Source organism: Chitinophaga silvatica (genome assembly GCF_003419895.1).
GTDB lineage: Bacteria > Bacteroidota > Bacteroidia > Chitinophagales > Chitinophagaceae > Chitinophaga > Chitinophaga silvatica.
Map to the genome: position 1 here is coordinate 1 of NZ_QPMM01000001.1, position 22,741 is coordinate 22,741.

General features: G+C 41.9%; 11 protein-coding genes. 9 read left to right on the plus strand and 2 right to left on the minus strand.

Annotated features, from left to right (window positions below; genetic code table 11):
- Positions 1-4,730, minus strand: a 4,730-nt coding sequence (locus DVR12_RS00005; RefSeq protein WP_116973403.1) for a DUF11 domain-containing protein, incomplete at its 3' end; no start/stop codon positions are given.
- Positions 4,731-4,748: 18 nt separating this feature from the next.
- A complete protein-coding gene (locus DVR12_RS00010) occupies positions 4,749-9,155 on the minus strand; it encodes a PKD domain-containing protein (protein WP_147323387.1) in 4,407 nt (1,468 codons plus the stop codon).
- A 640-nt stretch (positions 9,156-9,795) separates the two neighbouring features.
- Between DVR12_RS00010 and DVR12_RS00015 the strand changes: the two genes are divergently transcribed.
- The 9 genes from DVR12_RS00015 to DVR12_RS00055 all read left to right on the plus strand — a co-directional run bounded on the left by DVR12_RS00015 (position 9,796) and on the right by DVR12_RS00055 (position 22,738).
- Positions 9,796-10,383 carry an RNA polymerase sigma-70 factor gene (locus tag DVR12_RS00015; RefSeq protein ID WP_116973405.1) on the plus strand — a complete coding sequence of 196 codons (588 nt, stop codon included), beginning with the start codon at positions 9,796-9,798 and terminating at the stop codon, positions 10,381-10,383.
- A gap of 69 nt (positions 10,384-10,452) precedes the next feature.
- Complete coding sequence (locus DVR12_RS00020; protein ID WP_116973406.1) at positions 10,453-11,511, plus strand: FecR family protein; 1,059 nt, start codon at positions 10,453-10,455, stop codon at positions 11,509-11,511.
- Between the two features lie 218 nt (positions 11,512-11,729).
- Positions 11,730-15,197: a SusC/RagA family TonB-linked outer membrane protein gene (locus DVR12_RS00025; RefSeq protein WP_158563164.1), complete on the plus strand. Its 3,468-nt coding sequence runs from the start codon at positions 11,730-11,732 to the stop codon at positions 15,195-15,197.
- Between the two features lie 21 nt (positions 15,198-15,218).
- Complete coding sequence (locus DVR12_RS00030) at positions 15,219-17,003, plus strand: RagB/SusD family nutrient uptake outer membrane protein (RefSeq protein ID WP_116973408.1); 1,785 nt, start codon at positions 15,219-15,221, stop codon at positions 17,001-17,003.
- A gap of 60 nt (positions 17,004-17,063) precedes the next feature.
- Complete coding sequence (locus tag DVR12_RS00035) at positions 17,064-17,966, plus strand: metallophosphoesterase family protein (RefSeq protein WP_116973409.1); 903 nt, start codon at positions 17,064-17,066, stop codon at positions 17,964-17,966.
- Between the two features lie 339 nt (positions 17,967-18,305).
- Positions 18,306-19,790, plus strand: a complete 1,485-nt coding sequence (locus DVR12_RS00040) for a LamG domain-containing protein (protein WP_116973410.1) — start codon at positions 18,306-18,308, stop codon at positions 19,788-19,790.
- Positions 19,791-20,138: 348 nt separating this feature from the next.
- Complete coding sequence (locus tag DVR12_RS00045; RefSeq protein ID WP_158563165.1) at positions 20,139-20,810, plus strand: helix-turn-helix transcriptional regulator; 672 nt, start codon at positions 20,139-20,141, stop codon at positions 20,808-20,810.
- Positions 20,811-20,889: 79 nt separating this feature from the next.
- On the plus strand, positions 20,890-21,780 hold the full coding sequence (locus DVR12_RS00050) for a S8 family peptidase (protein ID WP_116973412.1): 891 nt from the start codon (positions 20,890-20,892) through the stop codon (positions 21,778-21,780).
- Between the two features lie 13 nt (positions 21,781-21,793).
- The gene (locus tag DVR12_RS00055; protein WP_116973413.1) at positions 21,794-22,738 is read left to right on the plus strand and encodes a cyanobactin maturation protease PatG family protein; all 945 of its coding nucleotides are present in this window, start codon (positions 21,794-21,796) and stop codon (positions 22,736-22,738) included.
- The last annotated feature ends 3 nt before the right edge of the window (positions 22,739-22,741 follow it).

The window sequence follows — 22,741 nt, forward strand, 5'->3', positions numbered from 1 at the left end:
ATATCTGTTGCCGTTACACTGGTAGCTTCACTCGGTCCTGCATTGGTGGCAGTGATAGTAAAGGTTACTTCACTACCCGCATCAGGAGTGCTGTTACTGATAATTTTTACAATGCTGATGTTAGCAACAGGTACCGGCACCGGTGTTACGCTGCTGTTATTGTTGCTTGGCTTTCTGTCGATTTCAGTTCCACTGATAGTAGCGGAATTACTGTAGACACCAGTGGCCAGTACTTTGGCAGTAATGGTAAGAGTGGCAGCGGAGTCTTTTTCCAACTCACCAATCGTCCATATACCATTGGTGTAAGTACCAGCAGTAGCGCCTGTATTAACCAGGGAATATCCACTTTGCAGTACATCATTTACAGTAACCCCGGTAGCCTTGCTGGCGCCATGATTTATTGCTTTAACAGTGAATACAACATTGGTACCTACGTCAGGCGTACTGTGATCAACTGATTTGATTACTTCCAGATCAGCAACCGGTATACGTGTTACAGTTACATTGCTGCTGTTGTTAGAAGTAGTAGGATCGTGTTCACTACCAGTAATGCTTGCGGTATTGGTATAATTGCCTTCCGGATTTACGGTGGCAGTAATTGTTAAAGTTTGAATATTTCCGCTGCTCATTGTACCGATAGTCCATTTTCCGTTGCTTGCATTGTATGCTGATGCCGGTGTAGCACTACCGAAAGAATACCCTGAAGGTAAGAGGTCATTGACAACTACTCCGTTGGCGGTACTAGGACCGTTGTTAGTGGCGGTTAGCGTAAATGTTACTTCTGATCCGGCATCCGCAGTATTATTATTAACTGTTTTAACAATTGCAAGATCCGCTGCAGGAATTACAGTAGGCGCTGTGATGGAAGCCTCGTTATCTGTAAGGTCTTTGTCTTTGGTATCGGACTTAACGGTTGCAATATTATTATAATCTCCGCCTGCTTTAACTTTTGCTGTAATAGCCAATGTAATTATCTGGCCATTGGTAAGATTGCCTGCAGACCAAATACCAGTAACCGAATTATAGTTACCTGTTCCACCAGTTTGTGTATGTGATAAATATGTATATCCATCTTTAAGAAGATCAGTCAACACTACGTTAGCTGCAGTACTTGGGCCATTATTGGTAACCTTAATGGTAAATTTCACCTGGTCACCTGCGTAAACCGTAGATTTATCAATAATTTTTTCCACCTTCAAATTGGCTACTGCTACCGGGGCTGGAGTGACGGAGCTGCTATTGTTGGTAGTAACCCTATCTGCTTCGTTACCTGCGATAGTGGCAGTATTTTTATAAGTACCACTGGCATTTACAGTAGCCTTAATAGTAAGCGTGGCTGTAGCGTTGACACTAAGGTTGCCTATAGTCCAGATATTGCCACTTACAGAGCCTGTAGTTGTTTCTTTATCAACAAGAGTATAACCGTTAGGTAGGGCATCAGTTACTTTCACTCCTGTAGCATCACTAACACCAAGGTTCTTAGCTGTAAGGGTAAAGGTAACCGGGCTGCCAACATCGGGGTTAGTAATGTCAACGTCTTTTTTGATCGAGAGATCTGCTACCGGAGTGCGTACTACTGTTACACTGCTTTTATCGTTAGTAGAAACCGGATCAAATTCTGTACCGCTGATAGTAGCAATATTCTCGTAATTACCATTTGGTTTTACAGTAGCCGTTATCGTTAAATTTGTGACACCATTTGCTGCGAGGGATCCAATAGTCCATACTCCGGTATATTGATCATATTGGTTTAATGGAGTAGCAGACTTAAAGGTAAATCCATCAGGCAACAGATCATTTACTACTACATTAGTGGCATCACTTACTCCTTTATTTTCTGCCTTTAAAGTGAATTTTACATCGCTTCCTGCATCTGCGGGATTGTTATTGACCGATTTAGTGATTTGCAGATCAGCCACAGGCCTTACAACCGGTGTAACATTTCTGCTGTTGTTTGTTGGAACGGTATCTTTTTCATTACCTGTAATAGTAGCACTGTTGGTATAGTTGCCTGTTGGTTTAACCGTGGCAGATATTATCAGGGATATTGTCTGATCTTTAGTGAGTGTACCAATTGTCCAAATTCCTGAAACATTGTCGTAAACACCAGTTGGACTGGCGGATACATACGTATAACCAGTAGGTAAAACATCAGTAACTTTTACTTTCGTGGCCTGACTTGGTCCGGCATTGTTGGCAGTCAATGTAAATTGTACATTGCTACCGGCATCAGGATTAGGATTATTGATGGTTTTTGTGATGGAAAGATCTGTCAGTTGTGTAACTGTAGCTGTTACAGAAGCTGAATTATTATTCAGATTATTGTCTTTCTCCTGTAAAGTACCAGATGCTGTATTTGTATAATTGCCATCCGGCAGAACGGTAGCATTGATCTGTAACGTGGCACTGGCTCCCGGACTCAGTGTACCAACGGTCCATACGCCATTATCATAAGAGCCGGTAGATTGACTAGTGCTATTGAATTTATACCCGCTCGGATTATTTTCCGTAACAACAATATTATTAGCAATGCTAGGTCCGTTGTTCTTAACAGTAATTGTAAAGTTCACTTGCTCACCAACTTGTGGTTTGTCGTTGTCTATTGTTTTGGTTACAAGTAAGTCGGCTACCTGACTTATTATCAGATTTGTAACAGCATTATTATTAACCAGGGTAGTTTCATCTTCATTACCGGATACATGCGCATGCAGATCGTAACTGTTGGCATCTGGTAAAAGTTTTCCTACCAGTGTCAATGTTTTACTGGCATTAGCGGCCAGATCTCCAATCTCCCAACTACCGGCACCCGGTTTAAAGTCCGTCTGGTTTTTACTAACAAATGAATAGCCATCAGGTAAGAATACATTATCAAGTATTACACCGGTGGAAGGACTAGGCCCATTATTTTTCACCGTAATAGTAAACGTAATATTATTATCTACTTCACGAGTACCGCTAGGGGTAATGGTTACCTGCAAGTCGGTACGCGGTTTTACAGGTGGTGGTGTAATAGATGCACTATTATTGTTCGGATTAGAATCGTTGTCTGTGGTAGAAGTAGTTGCTGTGTTACCATAATTTACATTGGCGGTGAATTTCGCAACAATCGTCAGCGTTACTTCCTGATCTTTTAATAGTGTACCTACTCTCCAAAGCCCATTATTTTGAGTATAACTTCCTTGTGTAGATGTTGCAGATATAAAAGTGTAACCGTTAGACAGCAAATCTGTAGCATTAGCATCATAACAGCTGTTAGGCCCGGTATTCTTCACTTTTATAAGGAAAGTCACAGTATCCAATGGATAGATCGGATTGGTAGTGGTTATAACATCTTTAGTTATACTTAAGTCTACTGCCTCTTTTGGAATGATGTTTACACTGGAACTATTGTTACTTAATTTCGGATCATGATCTGTAGTAGTGATAGTGGCCGTGTTATTAAAGTTGGAGCGGTCAATATCCTCCAGCACCGTTGCCTTAAAAGTCTGAGTTTGTGCTATGTTAACAGGCATAGTACCCAGGTTCCAGGTAAACTGACGCAGGGCAGGATCATATGTCATACCTGCAGGTAATTGGGCCGCTGGTTCTAAACCATTTGGTAGTTTATCTATTACTACAACATTGTCGGCATCACTTGGTCCGTTGTTGAGAGCACTCAGGGTATAAGTTACAATCGATAATACATCCGGGTTAGCATTATCAACTGTTTTGGTGATCTGTACGTCCGCCGAAGGTTTAGGCGTTAACGTTACAGAAGCATTATTATTACCAGGATTATTATCTCCAGGATGATTGCTGGATGCCATATTACTATATGGTCCTGTGGCATTTACCAACATGGTATAGGTAAGTGTGGCAGAGGCACCTGCATTAAATCTACTAAGTGTCCAGACTTTAGTAGCAGGATCATAATTACCGGCAGAGGGGGTGGCCGAAATCAGTGTAAATCCATTATCGGGAAGTTCTGCTATGTCTACATTTACAGCATCTCCCGCACCACGATTGGTGGCTGTAATTGTGAACACAACGTTTTCTCCAACATATGGAGAGGTATTGGAAGTTGTTTTGCTTACCTCAATATCAGGACGGGAAATGGTTACCGGGGTCGGAGAAATATCATCCATTGGTACTCCATTGCCATTGGCATCCGGATTAGTACCATTAACGGAGGTATCCCTGACTGCGCCGGTACCAGCCATGGCAAGAGAAATGGCTGTTGCATTAAAGGTGCCGTATTGACCGTTATTTTTTAAATTTATAATCACCGTAACTGTGGCAGTAGCGCCAGGTGCAAGGGTGGCTCCGGCAGCTAAAAGTTGGGTATTCGCACCTGATCCGGTAAAGGCATTGTTACCACTGATGCCGCTGAAGTTCCGCGACTGTATGGTAAAAGTCATCGGACTATTAAAGGTTTCACTCAGGTCGGAATTTACTTGTACCTGGCTGAGTGGAATCCCTCCATAGTTTTTGATGGTATAGGTATATGTTATATTGTAGGAACCATCGTTTTGAATAGCAGCCGGTGATGCTGCCAGTGCAATACCAATCATGGGAAACTGATAATTGGCAAAGGATATATCGCTTACTGGTATTTCACCTAGTGAAGCGCTTCCACTTACACCGGTAATATTTTTATAGGTTCCTGACTGCGCCTGTATGTTTGTTATACAACAAAGCAGTATTATGGCAGTCAACCAATATTTTATAGCAAGGAAAATTTTCTTCGTCATAATAGTATCGTTGAGCTGCTAGAGAAATTTAACATTGATAGAAACAGTGATGACAGCGGTTTCACCGGGTGCAAGCGAAGCAGTGTCGGCGAGCAAAAGGTTTATATCATTTTTACCATCAAATGAATCGTTTTGGCCAAGTAGATTGGTTGACGTATGTCCGGTAATCTTATAGGAAGTATTGGCAGGTAATCCCAGTTGTATATTATCTGTCAGCATAATATTATTAATCGTTACTGCAGTTCCCGGATTTTTGAGGGTAAAAGTAAATGTCATATCATAGGTGCCATCTGAGTTTAATACTGGTTGAGTTGCGGTTTTAATCACACTTATTCCACAATCATCTACTGCAACTTTAGCATCTGAACTAGTAGCCTGACATACACCATTGCTGATCGTCCACCTGAATGTATAATTACCTTTTCCCAGGCTTGTGACATTTGCGGATGGATTGTGTATATCACTGATTACTGGTGTAACACCAGCAGGATTGCTAATGATCGACCAGGTTCCTGTACCAACAGTAGGATTATTGGCCCCTAATGTAAGTGGAGTATACAAACAAATTCCTTGTGGATCACCTGCAACAGACGGTGAAGGCATGTCATAAACCTTTATAGGAAGTTCACTGTAGCTGGTACAACTACCGGAGTTGATGGTCCAGCGAACCATATACGCACCTGCAGGAACATTGCTCACTGTAGTATGAGGGTCGGTTGGATCGAAAGTAAGTGTAACGGGAGAACCATCTGCTTTGGTGATAGTCCATATACCGGTTTCATCACTTTGTGGTGTATTGCCATTTAGGCTTATATCCTTAGTTGTTCCGGTAAGAATACACTGTTCGCCATCTACAATATTACCAACGTTTGCAACAGCTGGATTTGGAGGAGCAGAGCTGATATTTATGTTCAGTAAAGCTGTTTTTGAAGGACAAACACCATTGCTTACTGTCCAGCGAACAGTATATTGACCAACCAATGCATTTGTAATTCTTGTAGATGGTGCATTAATACCTTCAATTGTGGCGGTACTTCCGTCAGGGGCATCTTCTATGCTCCAGGTACCGATTCCGTTTACAGGAGTAATAGCATTCAATAAAATATTATCAGTACAGGCATTGCTCTGATCAGTTCCGGGTTGTGCAGCAGAAGGATCGGCAGAAATAACGACACGGATTATGTCTGAATTACTGGTACAGAATCCGTTTGAGACTGTCCAGCTAAAAACGTAGATACCAGGTACCAGCTTCTTAACTTTTGAATTATGGGAAGTTGGATCAGTAATCTCCGGATCATTAGCCCCGGCGGGTTTGCTGTCAAGGGTCCAGATACCGGTACCGTTTAATGGTATGGTGGCATTTAATATGATGGCGGTATCGGCGGTAGTTAGACAGATTGCCTGGTCTTCTCCTGCATTGGCTGCAGATGGTAGCGCACTGCTGATAACGGTGGTCTCTGCACTTGTACTCGCACAGTCGCCAGATTCACCGATTGTATAAGTGAATATATAAGTATTACCGGGAGTCATGTTTGTGATCACTGCTGAACTACCGGAATTCGGCGTGATTACTGGCCCTGTAGGTCCACTGGTTTGGGTCCAGCTTCCCATACTTCCTTCATTCCCACTTACCACGGCAGAAGAGGCATTACATAATTGCTGGGTGGTTGTTTGCACTTTTGCATTTTCTCGTACGGTCACTACTATGTCATCGGTACTAATCGGACAATCCGGACCACTGTTGGCTGTCCAGCGAAGGGTATAAGTACCTGTTTGCAGTTTGGAGATCGAAGTTTTTGGATCTGAAGGATTGGCAAAAGTTGGATTGGATGGTCCGCTTATTACACTCCATGTACCAATGCCGCTGTTGATCGTATTGGCATTCAGGTTAGTAGTGGATGTACCACATATTGTCTGATCCGGACCAGCATTAGCAGGAGTAGGTGGATTAGAAATGTTGAATGTAACCTCCGCAAAATTAGATTCACAGGCGCCATTGCTGATTGTCCAGCGGAATATATAACGGCCACTGTTGAGATTATTTACTGATGTTGTATTTGATAAAGGATCTGTGATGATAATACCACCCGGGCCTTGTTGTTGTGTCCAGGTACCAACACCAATAGCAGGTGTATTGCCCGCTAAATTAATAGTAGTGGCACCGCATAGACTTTGGCTGCTTCCTGCTGCAGCAGCAGTAGCAGAAGTTGAAACAGTATATAAAACGGTATCACGGGTAAGAGGGCAACCATTTCTGCTTAAGCTCCATTCAAGGAGGTAATTTCCATCGGCAGGCACAGTAACACTTGTGTTGTTTTTTGCATCGTCGGTGAAACTAAGAGCTTGAGTGCTCAAGAGTGTCCAATGCCCTACTTCTGTAGGATCAGGAGAATTACCGGCAAGATTGAATGTGGTGGTTCCGGCAGGCAAACATTTGTCGGGTCCGGCATCCGCTTGCTGAGGACCGGCTGTAGAAGTAGTGGTGATATGAACGTTGGCCGAGCTTTTTCCGCATGAATTGCTTACTGTCCAGGTGAAAGTATAGGCTGTATTGGCAGCCAGACCATTTACTGTGGCATAAGGATCGGTAGGGTCTGTGAAGGTCACACCTGCAGCAGGCGTAACTGTCCAGAGGCCGTTTTCATTTAGTTTGGGAACATTACCTTGTAATTTATATGGAGAAGAATTACAAATAGTGACATCAGGTCCGGCAGCTGCGGCTGTTGGGTTTCTGTCTGAAACCACAACTTGTACGTCTGCCTGCTGATTTGGGCAACCTATTCCGCCAGTTATGATCCAACGGAATACATAAGTACCATTCAGAAGATCAGAGATTAGGGTAGTGGGATCTTTTTTATCATCGATTGTTGCAATACCCGGCCCACTAACCTGTGACCAGGCTCCTGAACCTATGGCAGGTATGTTACCAGCAAGATGTGTTTCTACAATATTACATGCCAATACCTGTTTGGTACCTGCATTCGCGGCGGTTGGTGATTGTGATAATTGAACATATACATCGGCATATTGATCCTGGCATCCCCCCTGCCCATGGTTAGTAGTACGTTTTAAACGTACCAGATAGGTGCCAGGGATTGTGTATTGTGGTAAAATAAGCGGTTGGGCAGCATCTTCAAAATCACTTACCGGCACACCAGCAGGAGCACTGATTAATGCCCATTGTGTTTTATCTCCACCGGTATAGCTATAATTTACTGTTACAAAGGAAGCATCACAGGGTACTATTAACGGTGAAACAGCACTGATAGTAGGTGGAGAAGTATAATTGACAGTATAATTGGCGGATGTATTACAACCAGTTGATGGATTATTGATAGTATAACGGAAAACACTTTTTACGCCTGTAAGATTTTTGATTTCGGTTGAAGGATTGTTTGGTGATACGATATCTCCTGTACCTGACATCCTGGTCCAGGTTAGAGTTTCACCTGCATATGCAGGTGAGAGGCCGGTAATGATGGTAGAAACACGACCATCACAGAAAGTAACACTGGCATCTTTGGCAACAGTTACGGACTGCGTACCTACTGGTACTTCAAGAAGTATATCCGCCACTCCATTTACGCAAGGGCCCTGCACAGTCCATCTTAGTTTATACGTTCCTGCTATGAGGTTGGTAACGGTAGCTTTATTATCGTGAATATTATTGAACTTCGGAACAGATGGGCCACTCAGTACAGACCAGGTGCCTTGCTGACCATTAGTATTGTCGCCACCATACGACGCATTCATGTAAGCGGTTTGCGTAGTGGTATAACAGTTACTTAATACCTGGTTGGCGCCTGCACTGACAGGAGATATACCACCCGGATTAGTAACTACAATATCATCGGAGCTGCGACATGAATTAGTACTGATGAGAGTCCAACGTAGTGTTGCACTGCCTGATTGCCCGGCATCTGCACTGATAGCCAGGTCTGGATTATTTGAATTTGCTGAATTGAAACTGATACCGTGAGCATCTCCAATAATTGTCCAGGTACCAGTTTCGCCTGTACCACCTGCATTGCCGTGCAGTACAGTACCGGGAGCGCATACACTGATGTCAGGACCTGCATCGGCTATAGTAGCCGGATAGGTATTGTAAATTACTTCGTCGTAAATGAGTGAACCATCTTCACACTTGGCTGATAACCTGAATTTATAAGTGTTTCCGGCGGTGTAACCTGTTACATTTGTTGTTAAACTGTTAGGATTGCTTATTAATACAGCTGGCCCACTTACCTGAGACCAAACTGGATTGATAAGAATTCGGCCACTACTTGAGCCAGACAGAATAAATTTGTCTTTAGGACAAATCGAGGTGGTTACACCTGCGTTAATGGTACAGTTTTGTGCAAATAACACATTGGTCGCTGATAGGCATAGGATTACCAGGACGCAACTCCGAAGTAGTTCGCGCATAATATAGGGATAGGGAATAAAATAATTCTACTATGTAATAAATATACTACAAAGATATATATGTAATGTGAAATATGAGCTTAACAGAATATATATATTAATTAACTAATTATTTATAATAACAATATGTATGGGTGTGTTTATCCATTGTTAATAGATAGTCTTCTTCATCTTACATATTTATACTTCAGACCTTATATATTTGTATATCTTTCTTTAAGATACTTTTGGTGTAAGTGAGTGGTAGAATATATAAAAAAGAAGCGATTGTAATCAATATATTCCGTCAACTGGGCGTACTTAACAGCACATTAATTCTTATTGCATTTCATATTTAATAATTAGGGGTAGAAGATGTTTTGTTTTAGCATCAAACTATTTAAGAGTGCTTATTCCCTAATACAGAAATACCTATAACTGCAAGGGAATACCTTCAAACTAAAATTTTATTAATTATTAAAAATATCAATTATCTTGTTTTCAAACATCTAACATTTACTGATAATAATATCTGGTTTCACTGCATGCAGGTTATCAACTGTCATTATACTTCTTGTAAGTTTATTTGCAGGCAGCAGGCTATACTGGAAATAACGTTTCCTTAATAAACACCACTATACTTATTGTATACTTTTGTAGTATGATAAACAACGAATTGGCAAGGTTTCATTTTCGCAGGTTCTGTACTGAAAGTGATATGAGTGCCTATGATGAGTTGTACCGCTTATTATATAGCAGGCTTGTACACTTGTCGGCAGCAATAGTTGGCTCGTTTCACCTGGCAGAAGAAGTTGTGTCGGATGTTTTTATAATGATTTGGCAGAAACGTCAGGAGTTGGCCGCCGTCGACAATCCAGTTGTTTATATTTATATCAGTACCCGAAATCGCTCTCTCAATACAGTACAACAGCAGAAGCGGCACCGGCATACAAGTCTGGAGCTACTCGATACCGATGCGCTTGCGATGAGCCCAGATCCCGAACACGGTATGATTTCCGCAGAGATTATTCAAAAAATAGAAGCTGCCATTCGAAGCTTGCCAGATCGCTGCCAGCTGATTTTCCGGCTCGTAAAGCAAGATGGCTTAAGATATAAAGAAGTGGCAGAGTTGCTGGATATTTCCCCCAAAACAGTAGATGCTCAACTAGCCATTGCCGTTAAAAAAATAGCTGCAGCTATCCGATTAGATATGCCACAAGAACTGGCACAGGCTTTTCTGTTTCGCTAACCCCTCACATCCCTAAAAAAAATCAGAACCTCTTTAGGGAATTTCTTCAAACAATATTGTCCTTATATTATGATGCATGATCGAATCTGGTACCTACTTGGTCGTAAGGTGGCGAATGAACTACTTCCGGAAGAGGCAGAGGAACTGGAGCACTTGCTGCAACAATACCCCGACGCTTCCTATGTGAAAGAAATATTGATGCAGTCCTGGAAGGATAAGCAAAAAGAGTTTACGTCAGGTGATATCGAAGCCGCATTACTACGGAATAAACAACGACTGCTGGAAGTGCAGTCGCAAATGCCAACGGAACCAATACCTGCCAAACGAAATAGCAAAGTATTCCGTCTTTCGCTTCGTGTTGCCAGTGTTGCCGCTGCTGCAGTTTTATTATTCCTGGTTAGCCGCATATGGCTGGGAAGAGGAGAGAACGACAAACGTGAGCAACCTGCATTACAACAATTGGTAACGAAAACCGGTAGTCGTACATATATTAAACTAACCGATGGTACCAGTGTATGGCTTAATGCAGGTAGTAAATTACATTATCCGAAACAATTTGAAGGTAAAAACAGAGAGGTAACATTAGAGGGAGAAGCTTATTTCGAAGTAGCAACCGATGCTAATCATCCTTTCATCGTAAAAACAAATGCCTGCTCGATTCGTGTACTAGGTACATCCTTTAACGTTCGGTTTTATCCGGATGAAAAAATGGCCACTACTTCCTTAGTAACAGGTTCAATAGAAGTAGTAGCAGATAGAAGAACAGTACGACTTCAACCAAATGAAAAATTAACTATTCCATATAGCTTACCAGCAACTAATACAGCCAACGTTGAAACACCACCTATTAAATTAAGTACTCTCACACCAGTGAAAGATAATATTGTAGTGGAAACAGCATGGAAAGATAACAAACTTGCCTTTAAGAAATTGGCACTAAGTGAGGTGGTACAATTGATGGAAAGATGGTATGGTGCAGAAATACATTTTAAAAGTGAACAAAAGAAAAGCCTGGTATTTTCAGGAGTATTTGAAAATGAAAGCCTTACAGAAGCGCTGCAAGCGCTTGAAATGAGCGGAGGTTTTCATTTCACTAAAGATAAAAACAACATTTACTGGATAGAGTAGTTACCAGAGAGAAAATTCAATAACATATAAATACGGCAGTAAAACCGAAAAAAAAACGGGAAATGTTGAGACCATTTCCCGTCGAAAAATCGGTTAATGACTCTGCTATTGCGTAAACAGTCACTTTATCAATTAACCAACAAATCAAAGGTATGAAAAAAACTACAGTGGTGAGTTGGCTTCCCCCTGGGCGGAGCCTCAAAAAACTGTTTATTTTTATGAAGCTCTTCGCAATTTTTCTTTTTGTAATGTGTATGCATGCAAGTGCTTCCGTTTATTCGCAGCATTCTATCTCTGTCAAATTAAACAAAGCCAATTTAGAAAAAGCATTTACACAGATTGAAGAACAATCCGGTTTCCGTTTTGTCTATAACAACGATAATCTACCATTGTGGCATAAAGTAAGTCTTGATGCCAAAGATATGCCTATCAATGAAGTTCTGTCTTTAATGCTGGCCAATACCAATCTTGGTTTTCGCATGATGCAGAACAATCTGATAGTAATTGCCCCGGTAGCTACAGTGAAGAAAGATATTACGGTAAAAGGTCGTATCGTAAACCCTGCTGGCGAACCATTGCAAATGGTAAGCATCAGGTTGAAAAACAGTAATATTGGAGTATTAACTAATGAAAAAGGGGAGTTCGAACTGAATGTACCTGAGGAGGGAATGCTTATATTATCCTATGTAGGTTTTATACAGCAGGAAGTACCTGTAAGTGCCAGTATGATGAATATCGTGCTTCAACCAAACTCCAATTCCATGGAGGAAGTAGTGGTTGTAGGTTATGGTGTTCAACGTAAAATTTCTACTACAGGTGCGGTGGATCAGATCTCCGGTAAGCAACTGGCAGAACGTCCTATTGCCAATATTTTCCAGGGATTGCAAGGTGCAAGTCCTGGTCTGAATATTAATTATTCTGGTGGTAAACCTGGTTCTACTCCTAATATTAATATTCGTGGGGTGGGTTCAATCGTTTCAAATGCAAGCGCTGTAACAACACCTCTCATCATCATCGATGGAGTTTCATCTACTACAGAAGATTTTTTCCGCATTAATGCTAATGATGTAAATACTGTTACTATACTACGAGATGCCGCATCTGCAGCCATTTATGGCGCTCGCGCTGCATTCGGAGTTATTCTTATTACCACTAAATCAGGTACTGCCGGAAGCCGCCAGAAAATAAGTTATAATAACTATTATGCCTGGTCTAAACCTACCGTGCTTCCAAATCAGGTAACTGATCCCTATATCTTCTCCCGTGTGCTTGAAACTTCAACAGATAACACTCCCTGGGATTATGTAAATTATTCCGATTATTATTATCAATGGGCAAAAGAGCGTTCCGATAATCCTTCTGTAGAAGATATCCGTATCGATCCGAATGATCCTACTAAGTGGATATATATGGGTAGTAACAACTGGAATGACTTCTTCTTCAATAAATCCAGCATGTCTGCAAGCCACAGCATTTCATTGAGTGGTGGAGGAGAGAGTGCTAAGGGACGTCCTTTTGGTTATTTACTATCGGGCGACTATACAAAAGAAAATGGCCTGAACCGCCTTGCAAAAGATGATTGGGGCCGTTATGGATTGCGCGGGCGAATGAATTTTACACCATTATCCTGGCTGAAGGTCGACAACAATCTGAACATTTACCAAACCCAGACCGATGCTCCTGCCTATAAGATCACTGATGTATATTATCTGATGCCAACACAGGTAGCTATCAATCCGGATGGCACCTGGGCCAATACTGCGGCCGGCAGATTAGGCGCACAGCTATCAAATGGAGGACGCGATATGCAGACCCGCTTCGGTTTTCAGAACGTAGTACGTGGCGTAGCCAGCTTCCTGGATAATGATCTCCAAATCACAGGAAGTGCATCCTTTAAACGTGAGTTATGGAAGTATAATACAGATAACCGGAAATATAGTATAGGATATGGTCCTAATGATATCCGCGAAGAAGGTGGAAATGGTTTGGTATCTGTTAGAAATGGTATTTTAAAGCAAGATGTTTATGATCTGTATGCCAATTATACTAAACGCTTAAAAGATCACGAAATCAGATTGCTGGCCGGTTATAACCAGGAGAAATACGAATGGTCATATGAAGATGCAGCCCGCACTGTGTTGATTTCTTCATCACTTCCATACCTCGGTCTTACTACGGGAACGCCTACTGTTGGCGCTCAGTATACTGCTTATTCCCTTCGTGGAGTATTTGGCCGTTTGAACTATTCCTATAAGAATAAATATATAATTGAAGGTAATGGACGTGTAGACGAAACTTCCCGCTTCCTGGCCAGAAAAAGAAGAGGCTTCTTCCCTTCAGTTTCCGGTGCATGGGTTGCTACCGAGGAACCGTTTATGAAAGATATTACCCGTGTACTTTCAACACTTAAGTTTCGCTTATCTTATGGCTCTCTCGGTAACCAGGTAACTGAGAACTTCCGTGCTATTCCAAGTTTACCTGTTGGTAACAGCGGATATATTATTGATGGTCAAAAGCCTACAATTATTACCAATTCTCCTTTACTGCCGGTGGACCCGGAAACCTATACCTGGGAAAAAGTAAAAACCTTTAACCTTGGTGGAGATTTCGGTTTACTGAAAGATCGCTTACTGATAGGTGTGGATTTATATGACCGTCGCACAATTGGTATGCTTACAGATGCAATGAAATTACCTGCTGTATTAGGTGTGGCACCACCACCTACCAATGCAGCCAACCTCAGTACAAAGGGTTGGGAACTCTCTGTAAACTACCGCGATGAGGTTAGAGTAGGAGGTAAACCTTTAAATTTTGGTGCTAAATTCATTCTGTCTGATTCCCGCACAAAGATTACGAAATACGATAAAAATGCACTTGGACTCCTGAGCGATTACCGTGTAGGACAATATACCGGTGAAATATGGGGTCTTGTAAATGATGGTTATTTCAAAAACCAACAGGAAATTGATGCGTTGGATGAATCTGCGCTTATTCCTTGGGGAGCGCTGGATATTGTTCCGGGATGGCCTAAATATGTAGATCAGAATGGTGATAAGAAAATTACTAAAGGCAATGGTACCGTTAATGATCCTGGTGATTACCGCATAATTGGTAACAATAGTTCTCGCTACCGTTACGGAATTAACCTGGATGCAAGCTGGAATAACTTTGATGTGTCTGTATTCCTGCAAGGGGTAGCAAAGCGTGATTTCTATCCTCGTCACTATTTATTCTGGGGTCCTTATCAACAACCTTATGCAGGTGTTTATCCATGGAACCTCGACTTCTATCGTGGAGCTTCTGAAACCGGGGCAGATCGCGAACGTCATTCCCAGTCTTATATAAATGCTGGTCTGGCTGATGCAAATACCAACTCTTATTTCCCTGTTTTACAGTCCTGGCTTGCCGATGCAAATTATGGTGCAGGGTTGGATATTCCACAAACCAAATACCTGTTGAACGGAGCTTATCTGCGTGTAAAAAATGTGACCATAGGTTACACTCTCCCTAACACTCTAACTAAACGTTTCAAGGTAAGTCGCCTACGTCTATTCGCTACAGGTGAAAACCTGTTTGAGTTCTCCGCCATCAAAAAATACTTTGATCCGGAAGCAATTGAAGATGGCTATGGATGGGCGTATCCGTTCTCCCGCAAATATGCCTTCGGCTTAAACCTTGATTTTTAAGATCAAAAATGTGAATTCAAAATGTTAACATTTCGTAATATACTCTTTGCCCTGGTAGCAATTGTATCACTACCTGCGTGCAAGCAAAGCTTCCTGGATCTTTATCCTCAAACCTCTGTTCCTCCTGCTCTGTTTTTTCAGACAGAAGAAGATTTGAAAATGTATACGCTGGGGTTACTGTCTGTGCGTGATCGTGGTAATTATCTTTCTGATCAGGATACCGATGATAAAGCTACCACAGGTGCCGTGGAAGTAAAGACTATCATGACCGGTACTGCTACCTCCCAGACAATTACTGGTGGCTGGTCCTGGGATCGACTGCGTAACATTAACTATTTCCTGGATAACTACAATAAAGCGAAGGTAGGGCAGGACGTAAAAGATCACTATGCAGGTATTGCAAGATATTATCGTGCACTTTTTTATTTTGATAAAGTAAAAAGGTTCTCAAATGTACCATGGTATTCTTCAACTATCAATCCAAGTGACACAGTACAACTCTACAAAGGCCGTGACCCAAGGGCGCAGGTTATGGATAGTGTGATAGCAGACCTCGAATTTGCGGCAGCAAATGTACGCACCTCTGTTCCTGTTGGAACTCCAGGTAAATGGGTGATGAAACTAATGCTGGCCAAAATAGCATTATATGAAGGAACCTATCGTCGTTATCATTCGGAACTTGGATTGGAAGCAACTGCAGCCAACCTGCTGGATAAAGCATGGAAAACAGCAGAAGATGTGATGACGAATAGTCCATACAAACTCTCTTCCGATTATGCAGCACTGTTTAATAGTGCAAGTCTAGCTGGTAATTCAGAAGTAATGCTGATGAATGTCTACGATCAGGATCTGGGCCGTAGCGGTAACAATAATACCTATATAAATAACTATGAACAATCTCCTGCCCGGGAGCTGGTACAAACATATCTGATGAAAGATGGTAGTCGATTTACTGCACAGCCAAATTATCAGAATATGCAGGTAGTTCAGGAATTCAAAAATCGCGACCCACGTATTTATGCATCATTTATTACTCCAGGGTTTGTAATGGCTGGAGCTGCAGCTCCCTATATCATGCGATTAAATAAGAACTTCTCGGGCTACCACCAATTAAAAGGGTATATCAACAGCACAGACTCAAAAGTCATCAATAATGTCGATTTTCCGGCTTACCGGTTTGCTGAAGTATTATTGATTTTTGCAGAGGCTAAAGCAGAATCAGGAAGTCTCTCCCAGGCAGATATTGATAAATCCGTAAAGTTGCTGAGAGATCGTGCAGGCATGCCTAATCTGAACATGGCGGCGGCGAATGCAGATGTTGATCCAATCCTTGCTGCCAAGTATTCGAATGTTACCGGTGCTAATAAAGGTGTAATACTCGAAATACGTCGTGAAAAAAGAGTGGAATTCGCAATGGAAGGATTACGATACGACGATTTAATGCGTTGGGGAGCCGGCAAGTCGCTCGAAACAATACCGGAAGGAATGTATTTTCCCGGACTTGGTAAATATGACCTTAACGGAGATGGGATTGAAGATATTATTCTGATAGATAAAGGATCTTCTATACCTCCTGCTGCTCAACAGGAAAGTAATTCTCTGGGAGTGAAACTTGTTTACTACAAAGCAGGTTCTTTTGGTGAAGATGTAACCGTATACCTGAAAAATGGTACTGCAGGCGGAAGTATTGTAACAGATACCCGTAAACGTACCTTCCAGGAACCTAAACATTATTACAGACCAGTTCCGTTTAATGAGGTATTGTTGAACCCTCGTCTGGGCCCACAATTATTTAACTGGGAATAGCTTGAACTATTAATTCTTTCGCACGGAAGCTCTTCTGCTTCCGTGCTTAACCTATAATCGATGGATAGAAGAAAATTATTTAAATCAGGGAGTATTTTACTGGCTGCTTCAGCTCTTGGTAAAGCAAATAATGTAATGGCTACACCGGCAAACAATAAGTCTAAGCTGGTACTTACTGTAGTACATATTACGGATGTACACTTACCCGCAGATGATGCTGTAAAAGCCCGTTTTAAACAATGCCTGGAAGCTGTAAAGAAAGTTAAACCAGATGTTATCCTCAATGGAGGTGATTCTATTATGGATGCCTCCTATAACGATGTCGTAAGGGATAAAGTAACTGCCCAGTGGGCCGCCTGGGATGATTGTGTTAGTGTGCTTAAAGGAACTAATATTTATAGTTGCCTGGGGAACCATGATATGTGGTGGGCCGCACCAGATAAAAACGATCCGATGTATGGAAAGGATTATGTGGTAAATCGATTGAAGATTCCCAACCGCTATTATAGTTTTTCCAGGAATGGCTGGCATTTCATCATATTGGATGGCAATAACAAGAACACATCACTGGATGATGAGCAGTATAAATGGCTGGAAGATGAACTGAATAATTTGAAATCTGGTACACCGGTATTATTGATGTCACACTTCCCGGTATTTGGTGCTACACCTGTATTGGTAGGAGGCAACCACTCAGATAACAAGAAGCTCAAAGACCTCTTCTACAAGCATAAGGATAAGGTACGCATTATGCTGGCCGGTCATAATCATTTATACGATAAGGTACTGTATAATGGCGTCTGGTATTGCTGTAATGGCGCAATGAGTGGATACTGGTGGGGAAAAGGTGATAAGGAATCTACCGGGCCAGGATATTATCTCGAAACACCACCAGGATTTGCTGTACTAAAATTGTATGAAAATGGTACGGTGGAAAACGAGTATGTGGCACATTCTTATTGATGAAATCCGCATGAATAACCTGTTTTAATAGATTTAGGGCCTACTTCGTGTAGGCCTTTGTAGTTCCCTATTTTCCTTGATTACAAGTAGATAATATGAATCTTTCACTTGTATTATTCTTAAGGTTATAGCTGGATAATCAAAGTTATCAACATCTATAATTCTATTTTATTCTTAATTCTTCTTCTTATTTTAGCAGTGTAAAATTGTTTTCCCAGTTATTTTTGAATAAAACATAGCATTTATTATACCTGATTCAGCTTTTTCTACCTTTATTTTATTCACTTGAAAGTTAACTTACGGTTGCTTGAGAGCTCCCTATAACCAAACAAAATTGAAATGAAAAAAACAAAAATCCTTGGAGGTCTATCTTTCTGTGCAGTATTAGCAGTTGCAATGAGTTCGTGTGAGAAAAATATAATTATAGACACTGAAAAGCCTACTCCAGATAAGCAGTTGGTGAACGGTATTGATTCAACCGGAGTTATTGATTCCACCAACATACCAGTTTCTACCAGCGGGCTGATTGCCTATTGGCCACTTGATAGTTGTTCGAATGCAAAGGATGTTACCGGAAATGGACATGATGGTACTGCATTCAATACCACCCTTACAACAGACCGTTTCGGAAATTCCGGCAGCGCTTTTTATTTTAATGGTACAAGTAGTTACATTTCTGTAAATGATAAAGCGGATATTCGTTTAACAAATACAGATTTTACCCTGAGCGCCTGGGTGAAGCTTGATAGCTACAATAGCAGCTGGGGATCTCATATCATGTCAAAAAGGAATCTGGATAGTGGTTTTACCTGGGGGGTAAGAGGATTGTTAGATGTGGCTCCTGGCACCATTGGTTTTGGACCTGGTGGAGGTGCTTCCAATGCAGCCGGTATCAAACAAGTGACTACTGGTAGCTGGCATATGATTACCAATGTTTACAATTATGCCACTCATCAGGTAATTATTTATATTGATGGGGTATTAGATAACGTTAGCTCTGGAATATTGCCAACAAATGCTCCATCAACAGCTAATCTTTACATCGGTAGAGACAATCCTGCCATGCCCACCGCCTATTTTTGGAAAGGATCAATGGATGATATCCGTATTTACAACAGAGTACTGAAGCCTAATGAAGTTAAATCGTTGTATAATCAAACGATGGCACCTGTTGCTTCATTGATTGCTTACTGGCCATTAAATATTTGTGCTGGAGCCAATGATCTGAGTGGTTTGGGTCATAATGGTACTCCAAGCAACATTACTTATACCAAAGACAGGTTAGGTGATAAAACCGGAGCATCTTATTTCAATGGTACAAACAGTTATATCGCTGTGAACGATCAGGTTGATTTACGTTTTGCGAACGTTTCATTCTCAATGAATGCATGGGTAAATCTTGATAGTTATAATTCATCCTGGGGATCTCATATCATGTCAAAGAGATATGCTGACAGCGGATTTACCTGGGGAATCAGAGGGTTATTGGATGTTGCTCCCGGTACAATAGGTTTTGGACCAGGTGGTGGTTCCACTAACGCTGTGGGTATAAAGCAAGTCACTACTGGCAACTGGCATATGATCACCAATGTTTATAATGTTTCTACTAAACAGGTTGGTATTTATATCGATGGCGTACTTGATGCTGTCTCCAACAATATATTACCTGTAAATGCACCTTCTACTGTAAAATTATATATTGGTCGTGATGAGATAAGTCAGCCTACCAGCTACTTTATGAAAGGTGGAATGGAAGATATCCGTATTTACGGAAAAATATTGAGCGCTGCTGAAATCAGGCAGTTGTATAATGCAGTTAATTAATTTGTTAGTTATAATAGAGACGGTTGTAGATCAAAGATCTACAACCGTTTTTTTGTGCCAGGTAACAGTACACCTGATGGGAACAGTGAGGTAACCTTTTGGGCGCCAACTCCTCCATCAATGGGTGATGTATGCCTGCTTTTTCATTAGGAAAATCTATTTTATGGTACCCGCTTTTCACTAGTGCATATTTAATTTACAAAAACATAACACCATCAAAAGAATTAAAGCCTAATAATATGCATCGAACTAATATATAAAATTCCACCAGAACATTTTTTTCATTCCACTGATATATTTACTTTTATGAGAACCAATCACTTAACCCCTATAAAAATTATATCAGTTATGATCAACCATAGTGGCACTGCCACCAGTAAAGTAGTATACTCACCTTTTATCATCAGTGCGAATGACTTCTTCTTCAACACCTTCAAATGCTTGCCAGGTCTGAAGAACGTAAACCTGTTACTACCTGACTTACACGATGTTTTTAATTTACTCCGAATCGCAGAAAAAGCCCTGATGTTGTTTGTTGATGTGGATCATTATGCAGTAAATATGCTGATGCACTTTATGCAGAAAGTGGTTTATCCTGATATAGTGGTGATCGCTACTACAGCTGAATGTGATGTCCAGAAAGCGATCGGGTATTTGCGTATCGGGATGAGAGGCGTTATTATGAAAGACGAACTGAATGAATCAGTAGCGAATGAAATTGTGAGCACCTATCCCAGCAAAGGTTTCCCCATATCGAATGTCATCACGCAAAGGATGGTACATACATTGGTCAATATTGAACGACAACCATTGGATGTTGACCTAAGCAAACGGGAACAACAAATATTACATCATCTTATGAAAGGCGCCAGCTATAAAATGGTCGCCGGCCATTTGGGTATCTCTATCGAAACAGTACGACATCACATTAAGCGATTATATAAGAAACTAGGCATCAGATCTAAAGGAGAGATCATTGCCAAGATGATGGACACACGCATTTATCACCCTTTTATGTAACCTCAACCACCCTTTTATGGGATAGGTCGCTTTTCTTTTACTTCTTTAATTTCGTGCTCGTTTATCACCCCTGAATTCAATGCTGTCTACTGAACTGAATGCTGCTTATAGTATGGTGCAACTGAATGACCTGATGTATCTGACCAGCGGCCAACCAAATATACATGTAGGTATTATCGACGGTCCGGTAGATACTACGCATGAAGACCTTCCCACATCACAGTTTAAAGCAACCGGAGATGCAGCCGTGCAATGCCACTCGAAAACCAGTTACGCCTGTACACATGGTACATTCGTAGCAGGCATTTTAGCTGCCCGGAGAACTGCTCAAAGTCCGGGCATCAGCCCTGCCTGTACTTTCATAGCACGGCCGGTCTTCTGTGAGGCGGCTGATTTTAATCAATGCCCGGCAGTAACAACAGACCACCTGGCGGATGCTTTGCGTTCAGTGATGAACAGTGGCGCACGTGTGATCAATCTAAGCCTGGGCTTAGCGGATGTAAGGATGAAGCGGAGCAATCAACAAAACCTGCAATACATCTTCGAGGAAGCGTTCCGGCGTGGTATCATTATCGTAGGGGCCAGCGGCAATCATGGCCGGATCGGGCATAACCCGCTCTTCGATCATCCCTGGGTAATCCCCGTGGTGGCATGCAAGCAGGATGGTAACCCTGTGGAACATTCGAATATTGGCCGTAGTATAGGCATGCACGGACTGATGGCCCCAGGTTGGAGTTTACCTCATATCAAATCCGGTGGCGGACATATCGCGTTGCAGGGTACCAGTGTGGCAGCTCCTTTTGTGACCGGCAGCATATCCCTGTTATGGTCGTTATATCCGCAGGCCACAGCCGGTGATATACATGCCGCCTTTACGAGATCGCAGGTGGGTAAACGAGGCATCATTCCGCCGTTATTGAACGTTGCGCAGAGCAGATCATATTTAGAACGAATCATCAAAATAAGGTAAAATTAATCATGTTATGAATGTAGAACAATCCATGCAGGAGATTACCCCTATCATTCCATCTGCAGCACCGGTTGCAGAAACACCTGTAGTACCCCAATCAGAACCTTCACCTGCTATCAGTCCACAATGTGGTTGTGGCAGCAGTGGTGGTAATCTGCCTATCGGCCTGGGTGATGTATACGCTATCGGGAATATCTACCCCACCTTCCCTAATAAAAGCCTGGAAGAAGAATACATGTACGCGTACCAGGAATTCAAAGCACAAGGCCCGCCAAATGCGCTATTCTATCAGGTACTCAGCCAGGGTAAAAACCTGTATATCGCCGAACGTATGTGCTGGATATTGAGCATACAGGGTATTGACAGCTACATTTTAATACCACGTTCCAACGTAGAACTCCACCATTTCATAGCTGCACTGGAACCAGTTTTTGTTGGGGAAAGGAAATTTGATGTGGTGCTCGGCACAAGAGGCCCGCTTGCTTCACCGGAACGTTGTAATGGCCTGCAATTACCAACGTTAGTTGCAAATCTTACCTACTACTTTACCTTTAACCAGTTTGTAGATGCCATGGAAGGAAATATTCCCGGCATCCCCAGGAACATAGTAGAGAGCACGCTTTCACAGATGTTGCTTATAACGGATAATGCAGGGGAAACAGACGCCCACCGCGCGCTGAACTATCTTACCGTCCGCTCCCGGGAGATCTATTTCATGGCATGGCAGATGCAGAGTTCAATTGCTGAGGCACCGTACCCACCGGGCGTTTACTTCCTGCAAGGCGTAGATATACAACGGAGCAATGTCCAGGGAACCAGAAGGATTATGGACGTTATCTTCCAATTCCAGGCAAGGGATACGGCCGAAACGATCTATTATTACCTCAAAGTAGATGTAACAGGTATGTTCCCATTCATGGCAAGCAGGCACCTGGCACGCTACTACCCTGCTCCATGATAT